We start from the raw sequence: 14,843 nt of genomic DNA, 5'->3' as shown, positions 1-14,843 counted from the left end.
GTGCCGGTTCCCCGAATCCGCTGAGCGGCTCAGTACGGCCGTCCCTGCCGTCCACGATGGCCCGGATTCGCACACGTCCACGGGTGGGGCGGCCTGCGGCAGCCTCGTTGGATGCCGATATCCCAGGCTCCCCACCCGTGCCGGCCCGTTCATCAGGTCCACGAGCGCGAAGGGACATGACCCATCGGGCGGGAAGTGGCACGACCACGATTCCGCCCTCCGGCGTCAGCCGCCCTCTCGGCGGTGCCAGGAGACACGACGAACACCACCAGCGGACACACGTCCACGGCTGGTGGTGCTTCGTCTCCCGTCCCTGCCACCTCGCGAGGAGAGAGTCGTGTCCACACCCGTCGACCTGTACCGTCCCGGCATCGCCAGCGGCCGTGACGCCCAAGCCCTGCACCGCGCCGCCATGCCGGAGTTCTCCGGCTGGCTGGAGCACACCCGCACCGCCGGCGGCTGCGCCCGCCCCGTCCGCCTTACCGGCACCCTCGCCGTCATCGAGCGAGACACCGGCCGAGTCCTCGGCGAGCAGCACACCGACAAGCTGCCCGACCATGCGCTCTACAAGGCCTGCGGCAACCGCCGCGAATCGCACTGCCCGGACTGCGCCTGGGTCTACCAGGGCGACGCCTATCAGGTCGTGCGCTGCGGCCTGACTGGCGGCAAGGGCGTCCCCGCCTCGGTCGGTCGGCATCCGGTCGTCTTCGCTACCTTCACCGCGCCGTCCTTCGGCGCAGTCCACCACCGGCACGTCCCCCGCCACATTTGCGCCAACCGGCAGCGCTGTGACTGCCGTCCGGCTCCCTGCCGTGCCCGGAGCAGCGCCGGCACCTGCCGGCACGGGCAGCCGGCGGCGTGCTTCGCCCGTCACGATGCCGACGATCCGCGGCTTGGGCAGCCGTTGTGCCTGGACTGCTACGACCACGCCCACCAGGTCGTCTGGAACTACTTCTCGGGCGAGCTGTGGCGGCGTACTAAGCAGGCCATGGAACGGCACCTCGCCGCACTGTGCCGCCGACGCGGCATCCCCTTCGTGCAGGTCGTCACCGACTCCGGCAAGGCGCGCCGACTGCCGCCGATCCGGGTGTCGCACGGCAAGGTCGCCGAGATGCAGCGCCGCGCAGCTGTTCACTTCCACGTCCTGCTGCGCCTCGACGGCGTCGACCCGGACGACCCGGACGCCCTCGTGCCGCCGCCAGCCGGCATCACCGTCGAAGACCTGGAGGAAGCCGTCCGCACTGCCGCCTCCCGGATCACCGTCACCACACCACCGCACCCCGACCGGCCGCAGGGCTGGCTGATCGCCTGGGGCGAGCAGGTCGACGTTCGACGCATCAACACTGCTGGCGGTGAGCTGACCGACGGCAAGGTGGCTGCCTACCTCGCCAAGTACGCCACCAAGGCCACCGAAGCCACGGGCCACTCGTCCGCCCGCCTCACCCCGGCCACGGTGAACGACTACGCCGATCCCGAAGGCGACCACGTCGCGCGCCTCATCGACGCCTGCTGGCACCTCGGCCGCCCCACCCCCACCGATATGACCGGCGGCGCCGCAACAGCCGACGACCGTCAAGGCAGCCTTGACGCCAAACCCAACATCTACGGCGGCTTGCGCCGCTGGGCTCACATGCTCGGCTTCGGCGGCCACTTCCTCACCAAGGCCCGCCTCTACTCCGTCACCTTCGCCCTGCTCCGCGACACCCGCACTGCCTACCGTCGAGAAGAGGGCGACGAACCCGCCGACACCATCACCGTCGGCACCCTCACCTACATCGGGTCCGGCTGGCTCAACGAAGGCGACGCGTTCCTAGCCAACACTGCCGCCAGACAGCGACGCGAGAGCAGACGCGTCGGCCGGGAAGAACTCGCCCACGAGGCGTGGCTAGAGGTGGCCGCATGAGCCGAGACCTCACCCCCCGCTGGTACTCCCCCGCCGAGGTCGCCGTCCTGCTCGGCTTCGGCATCTCCAAGGTCAAGATGAAGATCGCCACCGGCGAACTGCGCTCCATCAAGGACGGCAAGTACCGCCGCATCCTCCCCGAATGGGTCGACGACTACATCCGCGAACAGGTCGAACGCCAGGAGGCCGCCTGATGCCCGCACGCGCCCGCGCCAACGGAGAAGGCTCCATCTTCCCGTACCGCAACGGCTTCGCCGCCTACGTCTGGGTCACCAAACCCGACGGCCGGCGCGACCGCAAGTACGTCTACGGCAAGACCCGCGAAGCCGTCCACGACAAGTGGATCAAGTTGCACCAGCAGGCCAAGGCCGGGCCGGTGGCGACCACCGTCCCCACGGTCGCTAGCTTCCTCACCTACTGGCTGGCCGAGATCGTCCAGCCGAACCGGGCACCGTTGACGTACGCGACCTACGAAACGTTCGTCCGCCGCTACATCGCCCCCAGCCTCGGCGGCAAGCGGCTCGACCGGCTCCAGACCCGTGACGTGCAGACCTGGATCAACCAAGTGGCCCGCACCTGCCAGTGCTGCACCCAGGGTAAGGACGCCGCCCGGCCGAGTGGCAAGCGGCGCTGCTGCGCGGTCGGCCGCTGCTGCCACGCCGTCCCGTCGACCCGCACGGTCAGCGACATCCGGGCCGCGCTGCGGGCCGCCCTCACCCACGCGCAGGCCGAAGACCTCATCACCAAAAACCCGGCAGTCCCGGTCACCCTCGCCACCGTCCGCCGGCGGCGGGGCAAGTCCTGGTCGAGCGACGAGGCCCGCAAGTTCCTCGAATCGGCCCGAGCCGACGAGGACCCGCTCTACGCCGCCTACGCCCTGGTCCTCGTCACCGGACTCCGCAAGGGCGAGGCCCTCGGACTGACGTGGGAGGACGTCGACCTCGACGCCGGAGAGCTGACCATCGGCCGCCAACTCCAACGCGTACGCGGGCAGCTCCTGCACCGCGACACCAAGACCCAGGCGTCCGACGCCACCCTCCCTCTGCCCGACATCTGCCTGACGGCCCTAAAGCTGAGGAGCGAACAGCGCGACGAAGCCCGAGCAGCCGCCGGTAAGGCGTGGCACGAAACCCGACTCGTGTTCACCACCCGCTACGGCACCCCCATCGAGCCGCGCAACTTCCAACGGTCTTGGCAGACGAGGTGCGATAAGGCCAGCGTCAAGCCGATCACCGTTCACGACGCCAGAAGAACCTGCGCCACACTCCTAGCTGACCTCGACGTCCACCCGAGAGTCGCCATGCAGGTCCTGAGGCACGCAAGATTCTCGATAACGATGGAGATCTACACCCAGGTCTCGTCCAAAGCGACGAGAGAAGCACTCAAGCGACTCGGCGATTCACTCGCGCAATGACCGGACTGCTGTACTTCGCTGCTGTACGACAGCAGAAAGGCCACCTCCCGAAGCCGGGAAGTGGCCTTTGACCTGCGTGGGCGATACTGGGATCGAACCAGTGACCTCTTCGGTGTGAACGAAGCGCTCTCCCGCTGAGCTAATCGCCCTCAGCGCCGTTGACTCTACCTGATCGAGGGACCGGACCAAAAATCCGGGGTCCCGCGGGTCCCCGCCGAGTGGATCACGACCGGGTCAGTTCGTCGCCAGGTAGTGCAGCAGCCGTGCCACCAGGTCGATCCCGAGGCTGTACTTGAGCGACAGCCACACCACGGTCGCGACGAAGACCAGGCCGACCGATCCGAGCACGAAGCGCACGGGCAGCGACCTTGACGTCACCCAGCGCGTCCAGTTGTGCACGTGCCGCCGGGTGAAGCCGAGCAGCCGTCGCGCCCAGTGGAACTCGACGGCCCAGATGGCGAGGCCGGCGATCACGATCAGCCAGCCCGGGCCGGGCAGCGGGATGAGGGCGATGCCGACGGTCACCACCAGTGCCCCGGCGACGGCGATGAAGATCTTGAGGGTGACCCGGCCGGTGGGGTTGGACCGGATCAGGTCGAGGGTGGTGCGGACCCGCTGCCGCCAGCCGGAGTGCGGTCGCTCGGCCACGGCGGTGCCGGCGCCGCCCCTCGCGCCGGGGCGGCCGGAGGTGCCACCTCGGGTCTGGCGGCGGGAGCGCGAAGAGCCGGAACGACCGTCGGCGACCGTCCGTCCGGTCCGGTCGGGCTGATCCATCGGCACCGCGTTCCCCCGCCTTTCGGCTGCTCGGACCTCTACTTCTGGTGAGCCGGTCGCGGTGCGCACATCCATTGAGGATCGGTTCGTGACCATTTCACCCCCCAGTGTCGCCCCGGCCCGTCACTTGCGCAGACCACTGGACGTTACCGGAGTAAGTCGACGACTGAACCACCCGACTTCGGACGGGCTCCCGCACTGGGCAGAGCCGGAAATCCTACAAGAATTCTCGCATTCTGGAGGCGTTTCCGACCCCCTTCCCACCACTGGGTGAAGTCAGCGTATGGCGGAGCGTAGCCAGAGGTAGCACCTGAGTATGGGAAAAGCGGGACACGCGCGTTCCGCAGCGGTGCCGGGGGGAGAACGTCCATGAGTGTCATCCGACCGACGACCGTAGAGGTCGAGACGTCGCTAAGGCTCGTCGCGCCTGACGCCACCGCATTGCCGGTGCGTGCCAGCCTGCGCTACGACCCTGCTGACCCGTATGCGGTCCACGTCCTGTTCCACGCCGAATCCGCCGGTGGCGAGGCCGTGAGCTGGTCCTTCGCCCGAGAGTTGCTGGTCACCGGCCTCGACGAGCCGGCCGGGATCGGTGACGTCCGGGTCTGGCCGTGGGCCACTCCGCGCGGCGACTTCGTCGCGCTGGCGCTGTCGTCGCCCGACGGCAACGCCCTGTTCGAGGTGCCGCGCAGCGTCCTGGTGCGCTTCCTGCGGCGGACGTACGTCGTCGTCCCGCGCGGCCGCGAGGCCGAGCACCTGGACGTCGACACCGCGGTGAACCGGCTGCTCGCCGGTCGCTGAACCACCCGATCGGAGCCGCGCGGATCTGCCGAGTCCGCGCGGCTCCGGCTCCCGCTCCCCGGGTACGACCACCGCCCGACCCGGGACGGTCACGCTCAGCCGTGCGTGGTGATGCCGCCGTCGACCGGGATCACCGCACCGGTGAGGTACGCCCCGGCCCGGGACGACAGGTAGATCGCGGTCCCGGCCATGTCCTCGGGCCGGCCGATCCGACCCAGCGGCACCTGCCGCTCGATCGCCGCACGGGACTGCGGGTCGTCCAGGGCGAAGGCCATCATCTTGCTCTCGAACGGCCCGGGCGCGATCGCGTTGACCGTGATGTGCTCGCCGGCGAGCTGGTGGGCGAGGCTGCGGGTCAGCATGTGCACGGCCGCCTTGGTGGCCGAGTACGCGTACACCTCCATGAACGGCACGCGCAGGCCGTCGATCGAGCCGATGTTGATCACGCGGGCGGGGTCGTCGGCGAGGGCGGCGGCGCGCAGCGCCGGCAGCAGCGCGGTGGTGAGCCGGAAGACGGCCTTGACGTTGACCGCCCAGAGCTTGTCGAACGCGGCCTCCGGGTACGACTCCAACGGCGCGCCCCAGGTGGCGCCGGCGTTGTTGACCAGCACGTCGAGCCGGTCGGTGCGCTCCCTGACGGCGGCGGCGAGCCCTTCGGCGCCCTCGTCGTGGCCGAGGTCGGCCGGGATGGCCTCGCAGCGCCCCTCGGCGGAGAGTTCCCGGGCCACCGTCTCGCAGACGTCGGCCTTGCGGGACGAGATGATCACATGGGCGCCGGCCTGCACGAAGCCTCGGGCGATCATCAGCCCGATCCCGCGCGAGCCTCCCGTGACCAGGACCGTCTTGCCGGCGACCGAGAACAGTTCCGTCATGCGCATCCCATCACGAGTCGGTGGACCTACTGCCCGGTAACGTAGCCCCGCCCCGGCACCCGGACAACCCCGCGTACGCGACAGCAGTCCCGTCGCCGGGATGCGACCGCAGCGGGCTCGGGCTACGGTCGAGGTGATGGTCCCTTCCGGTCAGCTCTCCCCGGCAACCCGTCCCGACCTGTCCGAGATCGGCCTGCTCGACCTCGGCGACCTGGCGCCCGAGCCCGCCTGGCGCCGCCCGGTCCTGCTCGACGCCGACCTGCTCATCCTGGTCACCGGCGGTCACGGCACCGCCGAGCTGGACTTCCGCGCCCTGCCCTGCCGTCCCGGCACGCTGCTGCGGGCCCGCCCCGGCCAGGTGCTGCGCTGCTCCCCCGGCCTCGACGCGACGGTGGTGCGCTGGCACGGCGAGGCGCTGCACGGCCTGGACGTCGACGTCGACGCCGTCCCCGCCCACCATCAGCTCGCCGGCGAGGACGAGGACGCGGTCATCAACGAGGTGACCCAGTTGACGGTCGACGTCCGCCGGCACCGGTGCGACCCGGCCGCCCGCCCGCTGCTGCGCCACCAGCTCGCCGTGCTGTTGCTGCGGCTGGGCCTGTTGCCGACGAAGGGCGGGCCGGCGGCGGACGGCGCGCACCGCGCCGAGGTGGCCACCTTCCGGCGGCTCTGCCGCGAGATCGAGCGCGGCTACCAGCACACCCGCCGGGTGGAGGACTACGCGGCCCGGCTGGGCTGCTCGGTGCGTACCCTCACCCGGGCCTGCCTGGCGGTGACCGGGCGCAGCGCCAAGCAGGTCGTCGACGAGCGGGTGGCGTTGCAGGCCAGCCGGCTGCTCGCGGCCACCGACGAGCCGGTGGCCCGGATCGGTCGTCGGCTCGGCTTCCCCGAGCCGACCAATTTCGGCCGTTTCTTCACCCGGGAGGTCGGGGTCAGCCCGGGAGCCTTCCGGGCGGCGCGTCACGAGCCGCCGCCCCGGATCGTCCGGCCGCGCCCGCCCGCCGAGCTGTCCATCGGCAACGGGCGGGCATGATGACGGGGTGCAGATCTCCGCGCGCGGCGACTACGCGGTCCGGGCGGCACTGAGCCTCGCCACCGCGTACCCGTCGCTGCTCTCCACCCAGGCGATCGCCACCGAACAGGACATGCCGCGCAAGTTCCTGGAGGCGGTCCTGGCGGACCTGCGCCGGGCCGGCATCGTCCGGGCCCAACGCGGCGCGGAGGGCGGCTACACGCTGGCCCGGCCGCCGCGTGAGGTCACCGTCGGCGCGATCCTGCGGGCCGTGGAGGGTCCCCTGGCGGGGGTACGCGGGCTGCGCCCCGAGCAGACCCGGTACGAGGGCGCGGCGCAGAACCTGCCCCGACTCTGGGTGGCCGTCCGGGCGGCCGTACGGCAGGTCCTCGACGAGGTCAGCCTCGCGGAGATAATCAGTGGTCGCCTCCCGGCGCACGTCCGTAGGTTGACGGCTCTACCCGACGCCTGGGAGCCACGCTGATGCCCACCCCCGTCCTGCACACCGACCGGCTGCTGCTGGAGCCGTACCGTCCGGACGACGCCGAGGACGCCGTCGCGCTGCTCACCGACCCCGAGGTGGGCCGGTTCATGGGCGACGGGCCGCTCACCCCGGCCGAGGCCGCGGCCCTGTACGGGCGGCTGTTCGACACGGTGTACGCGAACGACCTCTTCGACGTCTGGGCGGTGCGCCGCGACGGCCGGTACGTCGGGCACGCCGAGATCAAGCGGACCGAGCAGGTGGACGGCCACGAGATCATCTACGCCCTGGTGAAGCCGGCCTGGGGCGGTGGCCTCGGCACCGAACTGGCCCACGCCCTTCTCCGGTACGGCTTCGACACCCTCGACCTGCCCCGGGTGTACGCCACCGTGGCGGCCGAGAACCACGCCTCGTTGGCGCTGCTGGCCAAGCTCGGCTTCGTCCACGAGCGCGACCTCACCGAGGACGACGGCAGCCTCACCCGGGTCCTCGCCGTCGACCGCGTCGCCGTCCCCGGCTGAGTCCACCGACGGCATCGCGCCGAGGCCCACCGGCGCACCGCGCCGGTGGCACGCCGTTCTTCGCCGCCGGCGTTGCCTGCCCGTCCGCCCTGCGGGGCACGTTCGGCCCACCGGTGATGCGGGTGCCGTCCAGGGACGGATCGATCGCTGGTTTCGGATTTCGGAGATCCGGGCATGTTCGGGGCCGAGACGGCAGGGAAAGACAGGGAACGCGAAGGGAGCCCCACGATGGGTCTGATGTTCCGCAAGCGCAAGAAGTACGGGCCGATCATCCTGAACTTCACCGAGAACGGCTTCTCGTCCTGGAGCATCAAGATCGGTCGCTGGTCCTGGAACTCCCGGGCCAAGGCGCACCGCGTCGACCTGCCGGGGCCGCTCTCCTGGAAGCAGGACAAGACCCGGGCGTGACGTCCCGAGGCCGAGCGGGGTGCCGGTGGTTCACCGGCACCCCGCTCGGCTCTGCGGGCCGGTGACGGCCCTCGGACCCGGTCCCCGCCGACGCGCGGGGGCCGGGTTCGGCGTTCCCCGGGTCGGTACGCCGTCCGACCCGGAGAATCGCCGCATGGGTGGGGACGGGTCGTACCGGCGGGAGCAGCGGTGGGCGCTGGTGGGCTGCGTGCTGCTGGTGCTCGCCTACTTCCTGGTGCCGGTCGAGCCGGACCCGAACGGGCTGCGGCTGGCCCTGCGCTCGGCGGGCACCCTGGCCCTCGTGGTCACCGTCGCGCTGCTGGTCACCGGCCAGGTCCGCCGGCAGCTCACCGGGCACGCCCCGACCGGGGACGCGGAGGTCCGGGCGCTGATCCGGCTCACCGTCGCCCTGGTCGCCGGGGTGCTGACCTTCGCGCTCGCCGACTACGTGGTGGCGAACAGTCGCCCCGGGCAGTTCGTCAACCTGGAGACCCGCGTCGACGCGCTCTACTTCGCCCTGGCCACCCTCACCACCATCGGCTACGGCGACGTGCACGCGCAGGGGCAGATCGCCCGGCTGGTGGTCTGCGCGCAGATGCTGTTCAGCATCGGGGTGATCGCGACCGGGGCGTCCATCGTGGTCAAGCAGCTGGCCGGCCGGTCCCGGCGCTGATCAGCACGTCGCCGCCGAGGCGACCCTCGGCCGGGTCCCGGACGACCGCGCCGGAGTGCAGCAGGCCGGTCAGCGCGGCGAGGGTGTCGGTGGCCCGGTAGGCGGTCGCGGTGACGGTGTGCCGGCGCAGCTCGGTGACCGTGCGCGGGCCGGAGCGGGCCAGTTCGGCCAGCAGCTCGCGGCGCAGCGGCGCCGGGTCGGGGTGCAGCGCGATGTCGAGCAGCCCGCCGGCCGGATCGGCGGGGTCGCGATAGCGCACCCCGGCGAACTCGTCGACGGCCCAGAGCGTGTCCTTGAACGCCTCCAGGCTCTTGTCCAGCCCGGTGCCGAAGGCGACCCGCCGGGTCGGCGAGCCGTCCGCGGGGACCAGCTCGACCTCGCTGACCAGCGAGAAGCCGGCGGCCTCCAGCGCCGGCCGGAGGCTGCCCGTCGCCTCGGCGGTGAGCAGCAGCTCGGCCGGGCGGCCACCGGCCGCGACGGCGCGCAGCGCCGGCCCGTCGGCGGCGCCGTCGACGAGGGCCAGCAGGGGCGCCCCGGCCGCGCCGGCCGCCTTGAGGGTGACCGGCAGCCGGGAGGGGTCGCCGGGCACCACGTGCACGGCCACGTCGGCCGGCAGGGTGGCCTCGACCGCGCCCAGCCGGGCGGGCAGGTCGGGGCCGCCACCGGCCAGCACCAGGACGGTCAGCCGGCGGCCCCGGAACCGGTCGGCGAACTCGGCCACCACCCGCAGCGCCGCTTCTGCGGTGCCGGGGTCGCCGGCGTACGCGAGGGCGAGGGTGGCCCGCCGGGAACGGTGCATCGCCCCCGGCAACCAGTGGTCGAGCTGCCGGACGAGCAGTTCACGCAGGACGGCGTCGGTGGACATCCTGCCGTTCTACCGTACGGGCGATCAGGCCGGGACGGAGATCCCCACCCCGCCGCGGGTCTGGCCGCCGTAGCGCTGCCGCTCGCGGTCGATGTCGAGCCGGCCGATGCGCTTGCGGGCGGCCAGCGCGGCGTCGTCGAGCAGGTCGGCCGGGACGATCCAGACGATCTCGAACTCCAACCCGTCGGGGTCCTGGCCGTAGAGGCTCTTGGTGGTGCCGTGGTCGGAGGTGCCGACCAGGGCGCCCGCTGCGGCCAGTCGCTCGGCGGTGCGGGCCAGCTCGTCGAGGGTGTCCAGCTCCCAGGCGAGGTGGTAGAGGCCGACGGTGGCGCGGCCGGCCGCAGACCGGCCGGCGGCGGCGCCGATCTCGAAAAGACCGAGGTCGTGGTCGTTGGTGGAGTCGGGGGCCTGGAGGAAGGCGGCGCCGGAGAACCCGTCCGGGGTCATCGCGACCGGGCGGAAGCCCAGCACGTCACGGTAGAAGGCGACGCTGCGCTCCAGGTCGCCGACGTAGAGGACGGCGTGGTTGAGGCGGTGGATTCCCATGGGCTCCACGGTAGCGCGTTTTGGTTGAGCCTTCAACTACTCCCGCTATGATGGCCGTCATGACCCGGTGGCTGGACCACGACGAGCAGCAGACCTGGCGGGCCTTCCTGACCGCCTCACGGGCGCTGATGGACACCCTCGACCGCGAGCTGCAACGCGACGCCGGCATGCCGCACGCCTACTACGAGATCCTGGTCCGGCTCTCCGAGGCCCCGCAGCGGAGGCTGCGGATGAGCGAGCTGGCCGAGAGCACCGGCTCGTCGCGCAGCCGGCTCTCGCACGCCGCCGCCCGGCTGGAGGCCGCCGGCTGGATCCGGCGCGAGGAGTGCCCCACCGACCGGCGCGGCCAGATCGCCGTGCTCACCGACGCCGGGTTCGCCACGCTCGCCGCCGCCGCGCCCGGCCACGTCGAGGGCGTACGCCGGCACCTCTTCGACGCGCTCAGCCCCGCCCAGGTCGACCAGCTGCGCCGGATCAGCGAGACCCTGGTCGCGCACCTGACGCGTTGACGACGGATCAGATCACTTCCGGGTCTTGTACATTGCGTCGCCGGACCAGCACGATGGGGCGTGTCCTCCGGCTTCGGTGAACTGACCTTCCAGGCGCACCAGCTGGTGTCCGCCGGTGACCTGGCCGGCGCCCAGCGGCTGCTCGCCGACGCGCTGACCGACGCCGACCCGCGCCCCGACCATGCCTCGCCCGAGCTGGCCGACGCGGCCGGCCTCCAGGCCCGGGTGCTGGTGGCGCTCGGCGAGCCGCACTCCGCGCGGGGCTGGGCGGCCTTCGCGTACGCCGCGGCCGCCCGGCTGCACGGGCGCTCCGACGAGCGCACCGTCTCCGCCGCGGCCACCCTGGCGGCGGTGCTGCACCGGGTCGGCAGCGACGCCCGCGCCGCCCGGCTCTACTCCGAGGTGATCCTGGAGCTGACCGCCCACGACGGCCCCGAGTCGCTGCGGGTGCTCGCCGCGCACGCCGACCTGGCCACCGTCGAGTACGCCCGGGGCCAGTGCGCGCAGGCCCGGGAGCGCCTGCAGGACGCCTGGGAGCTGCACCGGGAGGTCTACGGGGACGGGCACCCCAGCGGCATCAAGATGCTCGCCCGGCTCGGGGCGATGCAGCGCGACTGCGGCCGGTTCACCGAGGCGCAGGACAATCTCGCGCTCGCCCGCGAACTGGCCGGCCAGCACCTGGACGCCGAGGACCCGCTGGCCCGGCAGGTCGCCACGCTGGCCCGCTCCGCCGCCGACCCGGACCACGTCTGCGACGACGAGCCGCCACCGGAGCGGGAGGTGCCGGTGGTGCCCGCGGCGCGTACCGCCCCATCGGACGAGGGGCCGCCCGAGCCGCCGTCCTGGCCGGTCGGGCCGGCCGCGAGCGACGAGACGTACCCGCCGACGGTGCCCGGTCAGCGGTTGCCCACCGAGGACGTGGACGCCGGGTACCCCTACGATCCGGACGCCGACCGGTGGCCGCCGCAGCCCCCGCCCGACCCCGCGTACGACCCGGTCCCCACGTCCGGCGGATACGCCGAGGAGGCCGACGGGGTGCACCGGGTGGGGCGGCAGCCCGATCCGTCCCGACTGCTACCGGTCGTGGTGCCCCGGCACGTCGCACCGCCTCCGCGCCGCAACGTGGCGCTGCCGGCCGTGGTGGCCGGGGTGGCCGTGGTGCTGCTCGGCACCGTCGCGGTGATCGCCGGAGTGTCCGGGGTGGACAGCGACGATCCCCCGGCCGCCCCGCCGACCGGGCCGGCCGGCGTCGCGTCGACCGGCCCCGGCCCGGCGTCGCCGAGCACCGGGGCCCTCGCCGCGCCCGGCACGCCCCCGGACCGGGTGACCCTGGACGACCGGCGCGGCGACATCGCCCTGTCGTGGCGGTACCCGGCCGGCGCGGAGGGCCCGGTGGTCGTCTCCGGCGGCCGCACCGGTCAGCAGCCGCGCGCCTTCCAGGAACTGCCCGCCGGGACGGAGAGCTTCGTCGTGTACGGCCTGGACCGCACCACCGACTACTGCTTCACGATCGCGGTGGTCTGGTCCACCGACAGCGTGGGCCGCTCCCGCGAGGTCTGCACGAAACGCCGCTGATTCCCCGCGCGGCACCGGTGTGACGTGGTCGCGCGGCGGCCGGCACGCTTGGTGGGGCGACTCGCCGCGCGGTATCTTTCTCAGTTCAGGCACAAAAAAGGAATGGCGTCGAATGCCATTCCTGCAGCGATTTTAATTGACGAGGAGACGGCTTGTCAACGCACTCCGACGGTTCCGCCGGCCAGCAGCGGGACGACGACGAGATCGGCCGCGAGCAGGAGTACGTCTCGATGCTCTACGGCCGGCTCGACGGCATGCGCGAGCAGGCCGCCCAGCGGCTCACCGAGCAGCTGCGCACCACCGGCGGCACGCAGCAGGCCCGCTCCCAGCGGGACAGCTCCGTCCGGATGTACGCCGAGCAGGTCGAGCAGTTCTCCGCCGTGGAGAACGGCCTCTGCTTCGGCCGGCTCGACGGCGCCGACGGCGCCCGGCAGTACATCGGCCGGATCGGCATCTTCGACACCGGCGGCGACTTCGACCCGCTGCTGATGGACTGGCGCGCCCCCGCCGCCCGACCGTTCTACCTCGCCACCGCCGCCAATCCGCAGGGGGTGCGGCGCCGCCGGCACCTGCGTACCCGGCAGCGCAAGGTGACCGGGCTCAACGACGAGGTGCTGGACATCGCCACCGCCTCCCCCACCGCCCACGAGGAGCTGACCGGCGAGGCGTCGCTGCTCGCCGCGCTCAACGCCGGACGTACCGGGCGGATGCGCGACATCGTGGAGACCATCCAGGTCGAGCAGGACCGGATCATCCGGGCCGACCTGCCGGGCGTGCTGGTGGTGCAGGGCGGCCCGGGCACCGGCAAGACGGCGGTGGCGCTGCACCGGGCGGCGTACCTGCTCTACACCCACCGGCGGGAACTCTCCACCCGGGGTGTGCTGCTGGTCGGCCCGAACGCCACTTTCCTGCGCTACATCTCCCAGGTGCTGCCCACGCTGGCGGAGACCGGCGTGCTGCTGCGTACCCCCGGCGACCTCTTCCCCGGAGTGAGCGCGCGGCGCGCGGAGCCGGCGCGGACCGCGGCGCTCAAGGGCCGCACGGTGATGACCGAGGTGCTCGCCGCCGCCGTGCGCGACCGCCAGTGGGTGCCGGACGAGCCGCTGGAGATCGAGGTCGAACGGGAGACGCTGCTCCTGGACCCGGCGACCGTCCGCCAGGCCCGGGACCGGGTGCGGCGCACCGGCCGCCCGCACAACCTGGCCCGCGCCCTCTTCGACGTCGAGATCGTGCACGCCCTCGCCGACCAGGTCGCCGAGCAGATCGGCGCGGACCCGCTGGGCGGGGGGAACCTGCTCTCCGAGGCCGACCGGGCCGAGATCCGCCGCGAGTTGCGCGAGGAGCCCGGCGTCCGCGCCGCGCTGGACGAACTCTGGCCGGTGCTGACCCCGCAGCGTCTGCTCGCCGACCTGTACGCCTCGACCGACCGGATCGCCGTCGCGGCGCCGATGCTCACCGACGACGAGCGGGCGCTGCTGCACCGCGAGCCCGGTGGCGGCTGGACCCCGGCCGACGTGCCGCTGCTGGACGAGGCCGCCGAACTGCTCGGCGAGGACGAGCGGGCCGCCGCCGCGCGCCGCGAGCGGATCCGCGCCCTGCAACGCGAGTACGCCGAGGGCGTGCTGGAGATCTGGCGGGGTTCCCGCTCGATCGACGTCGAGGACGAGGCGGACGGCGGCGAGATCCTCGGCGTCACCGACCTGCTCGACGCCGACCGGCTGCTGGAGCGGCAGGAGGAGGCCGACCGGCTGACCACCGCCCAGCGGGCCGCCGCCGACCGGGGCTGGGCGTTCGGGCACGTCATCGTCGACGAGGCGCAGGAGTTGTCCCCGATGGCCTGGCGGCTGCTGATGCGCCGCTGCCCGAGCCGGTCGATGACCATCGTCGGCGACGTGGCGCAGACCGGGGCGCTCGCCGGCACACCCTCCTGGGCCGACGCGCTGGAGCCGTACGTGGCGCAGCGCTGGCGGCTGGAGGAGCTGACCGTCAGCTACCGCACCCCCGCCGAGATCATGGCGGTCGCCGCCGACGTGCTCGCCGAGATCGACCCGGCGCTGCGCCCACCCCGCTCGGTACGCGCCGGCGGCGTACCGCCGTGGGACCGCGCGGTCGCGGCCGGATCCCTCGCCGACGAGCTGGTCGCGGCGACGGCGCGCGAGGCCGCCGGGCTGACCGACGGTCGCCTCGGCGTCATCGTGCCGCAGGGGCGTGCCGACGAGCTGGCCGCCGCCGTGGTGGCCGCGCTGCCGGAGGCGGCCGTCGGCGAACAGCCGGAGCTGGAGAGCCGGGTGGTGGTGCTCACCGTCGACCAGGCCAAGGGCCTGGAGTTCGACAGCGTGCTGGTGGTCGACCCGGACGGCATCGTCGCCGAGTCCCCGCGCGGACGCAGCGACCTCTACGTCGCCCTCACCCGCGCCACCCAACGCCTCGGCATCCTCCGCCCCACCCCCTGACACCCTCCCCCCCACCCAACCTCCCCGCTCCCTCCC

Annotated in this window: 16 protein-coding genes and 1 tRNA gene; 12 read left to right on the top strand and 5 right to left on the bottom strand. The window is 72.9% G+C overall.

Features of this window, described 5'->3' with window-relative positions:
* Positions 1-337: 337 nt before the first annotated feature.
* Genes ACPFP2_RS27150 through ACPFP2_RS27140 form a run of 3 tightly spaced genes read left to right on the top strand, consistent with a single transcriptional unit; the run spans position 338 to position 3,317 of the window.
* Positions 338-1,903, top strand: coding sequence for a replication initiator (locus tag ACPFP2_RS27150; protein ID WP_424092673.1), 1,566 nt, complete (start codon positions 338-340; stop codon positions 1,901-1,903).
* Complete coding sequence (locus ACPFP2_RS27145) at positions 1,900-2,097, top strand: excisionase family DNA-binding protein (RefSeq protein ID WP_091050912.1); 198 nt, start codon at positions 1,900-1,902, stop codon at positions 2,095-2,097. The genes ACPFP2_RS27150 and ACPFP2_RS27145 overlap by 4 nt, the downstream gene beginning before the upstream one ends.
* Complete coding sequence (locus tag ACPFP2_RS27140; RefSeq protein ID WP_424092672.1) at positions 2,097-3,317, top strand: tyrosine-type recombinase/integrase; 1,221 nt, start codon at positions 2,097-2,099, stop codon at positions 3,315-3,317. Before ACPFP2_RS27145 ends, ACPFP2_RS27140 begins: the two co-directional genes overlap by 1 nt.
* 77 nt (positions 3,318-3,394) lie before the next feature.
* On the opposite strand, the gene ACPFP2_RS27135 is transcribed toward ACPFP2_RS27140, so the two are convergent.
* Together ACPFP2_RS27135 and ACPFP2_RS27130 are read right to left on the bottom strand one after the other, a co-directional pair.
* Positions 3,395-3,466 (bottom strand) — tRNA-Val (locus tag ACPFP2_RS27135).
* Between the two features lie 85 nt (positions 3,467-3,551).
* On the bottom strand, positions 3,552-4,166 hold the full coding sequence (locus ACPFP2_RS27130; protein ID WP_424092671.1) for a TIGR02611 family protein: 615 nt from the start codon (positions 4,164-4,166) through the stop codon (positions 3,552-3,554).
* Positions 4,167-4,460: 294 nt separating this feature from the next.
* Between ACPFP2_RS27130 and ACPFP2_RS27125 the strand changes: the two genes are divergently transcribed.
* Positions 4,461-4,892, top strand: coding sequence for an SsgA family sporulation/cell division regulator (locus ACPFP2_RS27125; RefSeq protein WP_007457244.1), 432 nt, complete (start codon positions 4,461-4,463; stop codon positions 4,890-4,892).
* 95 nt (positions 4,893-4,987) lie between these two features.
* On the opposite strand, the gene ACPFP2_RS27120 is transcribed toward ACPFP2_RS27125, so the two are convergent.
* Positions 4,988-5,764: an SDR family oxidoreductase gene (locus ACPFP2_RS27120; RefSeq protein WP_424092667.1), complete on the bottom strand. Its 777-nt coding sequence runs from the start codon at positions 5,762-5,764 to the stop codon at positions 4,988-4,990.
* A 136-nt stretch (positions 5,765-5,900) separates the two neighbouring features.
* Here ACPFP2_RS27120 and ACPFP2_RS27115 point away from each other — a divergent pair, with 136 nt between their 5' ends.
* The 5 genes from ACPFP2_RS27115 to ACPFP2_RS27095 all read left to right on the top strand — a co-directional run bounded on the left by ACPFP2_RS27115 (position 5,901) and on the right by ACPFP2_RS27095 (position 8,859).
* Positions 5,901-6,797 (top strand): helix-turn-helix transcriptional regulator, encoded by an 897-nt coding sequence (locus ACPFP2_RS27115; protein WP_424092666.1) that lies wholly within the window; start codon positions 5,901-5,903, stop codon positions 6,795-6,797.
* 7 nt (positions 6,798-6,804) lie between these two features.
* The gene (locus ACPFP2_RS27110; protein WP_424092665.1) at positions 6,805-7,260 is read left to right on the top strand and encodes an RrF2 family transcriptional regulator; all 456 of its coding nucleotides are present in this window, start codon (positions 6,805-6,807) and stop codon (positions 7,258-7,260) included.
* Complete coding sequence (locus ACPFP2_RS27105; RefSeq protein WP_424092663.1) at positions 7,260-7,778, top strand: GNAT family N-acetyltransferase; 519 nt, start codon at positions 7,260-7,262, stop codon at positions 7,776-7,778. Before ACPFP2_RS27110 ends, ACPFP2_RS27105 begins: the two co-directional genes overlap by 1 nt.
* Positions 7,779-8,006: 228 nt before the next feature.
* Entirely contained in the window at positions 8,007-8,186 is a 180-nt protein-coding gene (locus tag ACPFP2_RS27100; RefSeq protein WP_088978182.1) for a DUF4236 domain-containing protein, read from the top strand.
* A gap of 154 nt (positions 8,187-8,340) precedes the next feature.
* Positions 8,341-8,859, top strand: coding sequence for a potassium channel family protein (locus ACPFP2_RS27095; protein ID WP_424092660.1), 519 nt, complete (start codon positions 8,341-8,343; stop codon positions 8,857-8,859).
* Here ACPFP2_RS27095 and ACPFP2_RS27090 read toward each other — a convergent pair.
* Together ACPFP2_RS27090 and ACPFP2_RS27085 are read right to left on the bottom strand one after the other, a co-directional pair.
* Positions 8,828-9,724 (bottom strand): hypothetical protein, encoded by an 897-nt coding sequence (locus ACPFP2_RS27090; protein ID WP_424092658.1) that lies wholly within the window; start codon positions 9,722-9,724, stop codon positions 8,828-8,830. The genes ACPFP2_RS27095 and ACPFP2_RS27090 overlap by 32 nt on opposite strands.
* Before the next feature lie 24 nt (positions 9,725-9,748).
* On the bottom strand, positions 9,749-10,270 hold the full coding sequence (locus tag ACPFP2_RS27085) for a VOC family protein (protein WP_424092657.1): 522 nt from the start codon (positions 10,268-10,270) through the stop codon (positions 9,749-9,751).
* Between the two features lie 50 nt (positions 10,271-10,320).
* On the opposite strand from ACPFP2_RS27085, the gene ACPFP2_RS27080 reads away from it, so the two are divergent.
* From ACPFP2_RS27080 to ACPFP2_RS27070, 3 genes are all read left to right on the top strand, one after another.
* A complete protein-coding gene (locus ACPFP2_RS27080; RefSeq protein WP_424092655.1) occupies positions 10,321-10,779 on the top strand; it encodes a MarR family winged helix-turn-helix transcriptional regulator in 459 nt (152 codons plus the stop codon).
* A gap of 60 nt (positions 10,780-10,839) precedes the next feature.
* Positions 10,840-12,354, top strand: coding sequence for a tetratricopeptide repeat protein (locus ACPFP2_RS27075; protein ID WP_424092653.1), 1,515 nt, complete (start codon positions 10,840-10,842; stop codon positions 12,352-12,354).
* A gap of 230 nt (positions 12,355-12,584) precedes the next feature.
* Positions 12,585-14,807, top strand: a complete 2,223-nt coding sequence (locus ACPFP2_RS27070) for a HelD family protein (protein ID WP_424092740.1) — start codon at positions 12,585-12,587, stop codon at positions 14,805-14,807.
* Positions 14,808-14,843: the final 36 nt, after the last annotated feature.

Origin of the sequence: Micromonospora citrea, assembly GCF_049629545.1 — a bacterium.
Lineage (GTDB): Bacteria > Actinomycetota > Actinomycetes > Mycobacteriales > Micromonosporaceae > Micromonospora > Micromonospora citrea_A.
Note: the sequence above shows the minus strand (reverse complement) of the source record. Positions and strands in the feature narration are given on the sequence as shown.

Bases quoted from the DNA above. Each gene is read 5' to 3' on its own strand.
- ACPFP2_RS27145 (WP_091050912.1), top strand. From the start codon at position 1,900: ATGAGCCGAGACCTCACCCCCCGCTGGTACTCCCCCGCCGAGGTCGCC.
- ACPFP2_RS27140 (WP_424092672.1), top strand. From the start codon at position 2,097: ATGCCCGCACGCGCCCGCGCCAACGGAGAAGGCTCCATCTTCCCGTAC.
- ACPFP2_RS27130 (WP_424092671.1), bottom strand. From the start codon at position 4,166: ATGGATGTGCGCACCGCGACCGGCTCACCAGAAGTAGAGGTCCGAGCA.
- ACPFP2_RS27125 (WP_007457244.1), top strand. From the start codon at position 4,461: ATGAGTGTCATCCGACCGACGACCGTAGAGGTCGAGACGTCGCTAAGG.
- ACPFP2_RS27120 (WP_424092667.1), bottom strand. From the start codon at position 5,764: ATGACGGAACTGTTCTCGGTCGCCGGCAAGACGGTCCTGGTCACGGGA.
- ACPFP2_RS27115 (WP_424092666.1), top strand. From the start codon at position 5,901: ATGGTCCCTTCCGGTCAGCTCTCCCCGGCAACCCGTCCCGACCTGTCC.
- ACPFP2_RS27105 (WP_424092663.1), top strand. From the start codon at position 7,260: ATGCCCACCCCCGTCCTGCACACCGACCGGCTGCTGCTGGAGCCGTAC.
- ACPFP2_RS27100 (WP_088978182.1), top strand. From the start codon at position 8,007: ATGGGTCTGATGTTCCGCAAGCGCAAGAAGTACGGGCCGATCATCCTG.
- ACPFP2_RS27095 (WP_424092660.1), top strand. From the start codon at position 8,341: ATGGGTGGGGACGGGTCGTACCGGCGGGAGCAGCGGTGGGCGCTGGTG.
- ACPFP2_RS27090 (WP_424092658.1), bottom strand. From the start codon at position 9,724: ATGTCCACCGACGCCGTCCTGCGTGAACTGCTCGTCCGGCAGCTCGAC.
- ACPFP2_RS27085 (WP_424092657.1), bottom strand. From the start codon at position 10,270: ATGGGAATCCACCGCCTCAACCACGCCGTCCTCTACGTCGGCGACCTG.
- ACPFP2_RS27080 (WP_424092655.1), top strand. From the start codon at position 10,321: ATGGCCGTCATGACCCGGTGGCTGGACCACGACGAGCAGCAGACCTGG.
- ACPFP2_RS27070 (WP_424092740.1), top strand. From the start codon at position 12,585: ATGCTCTACGGCCGGCTCGACGGCATGCGCGAGCAGGCCGCCCAGCGG.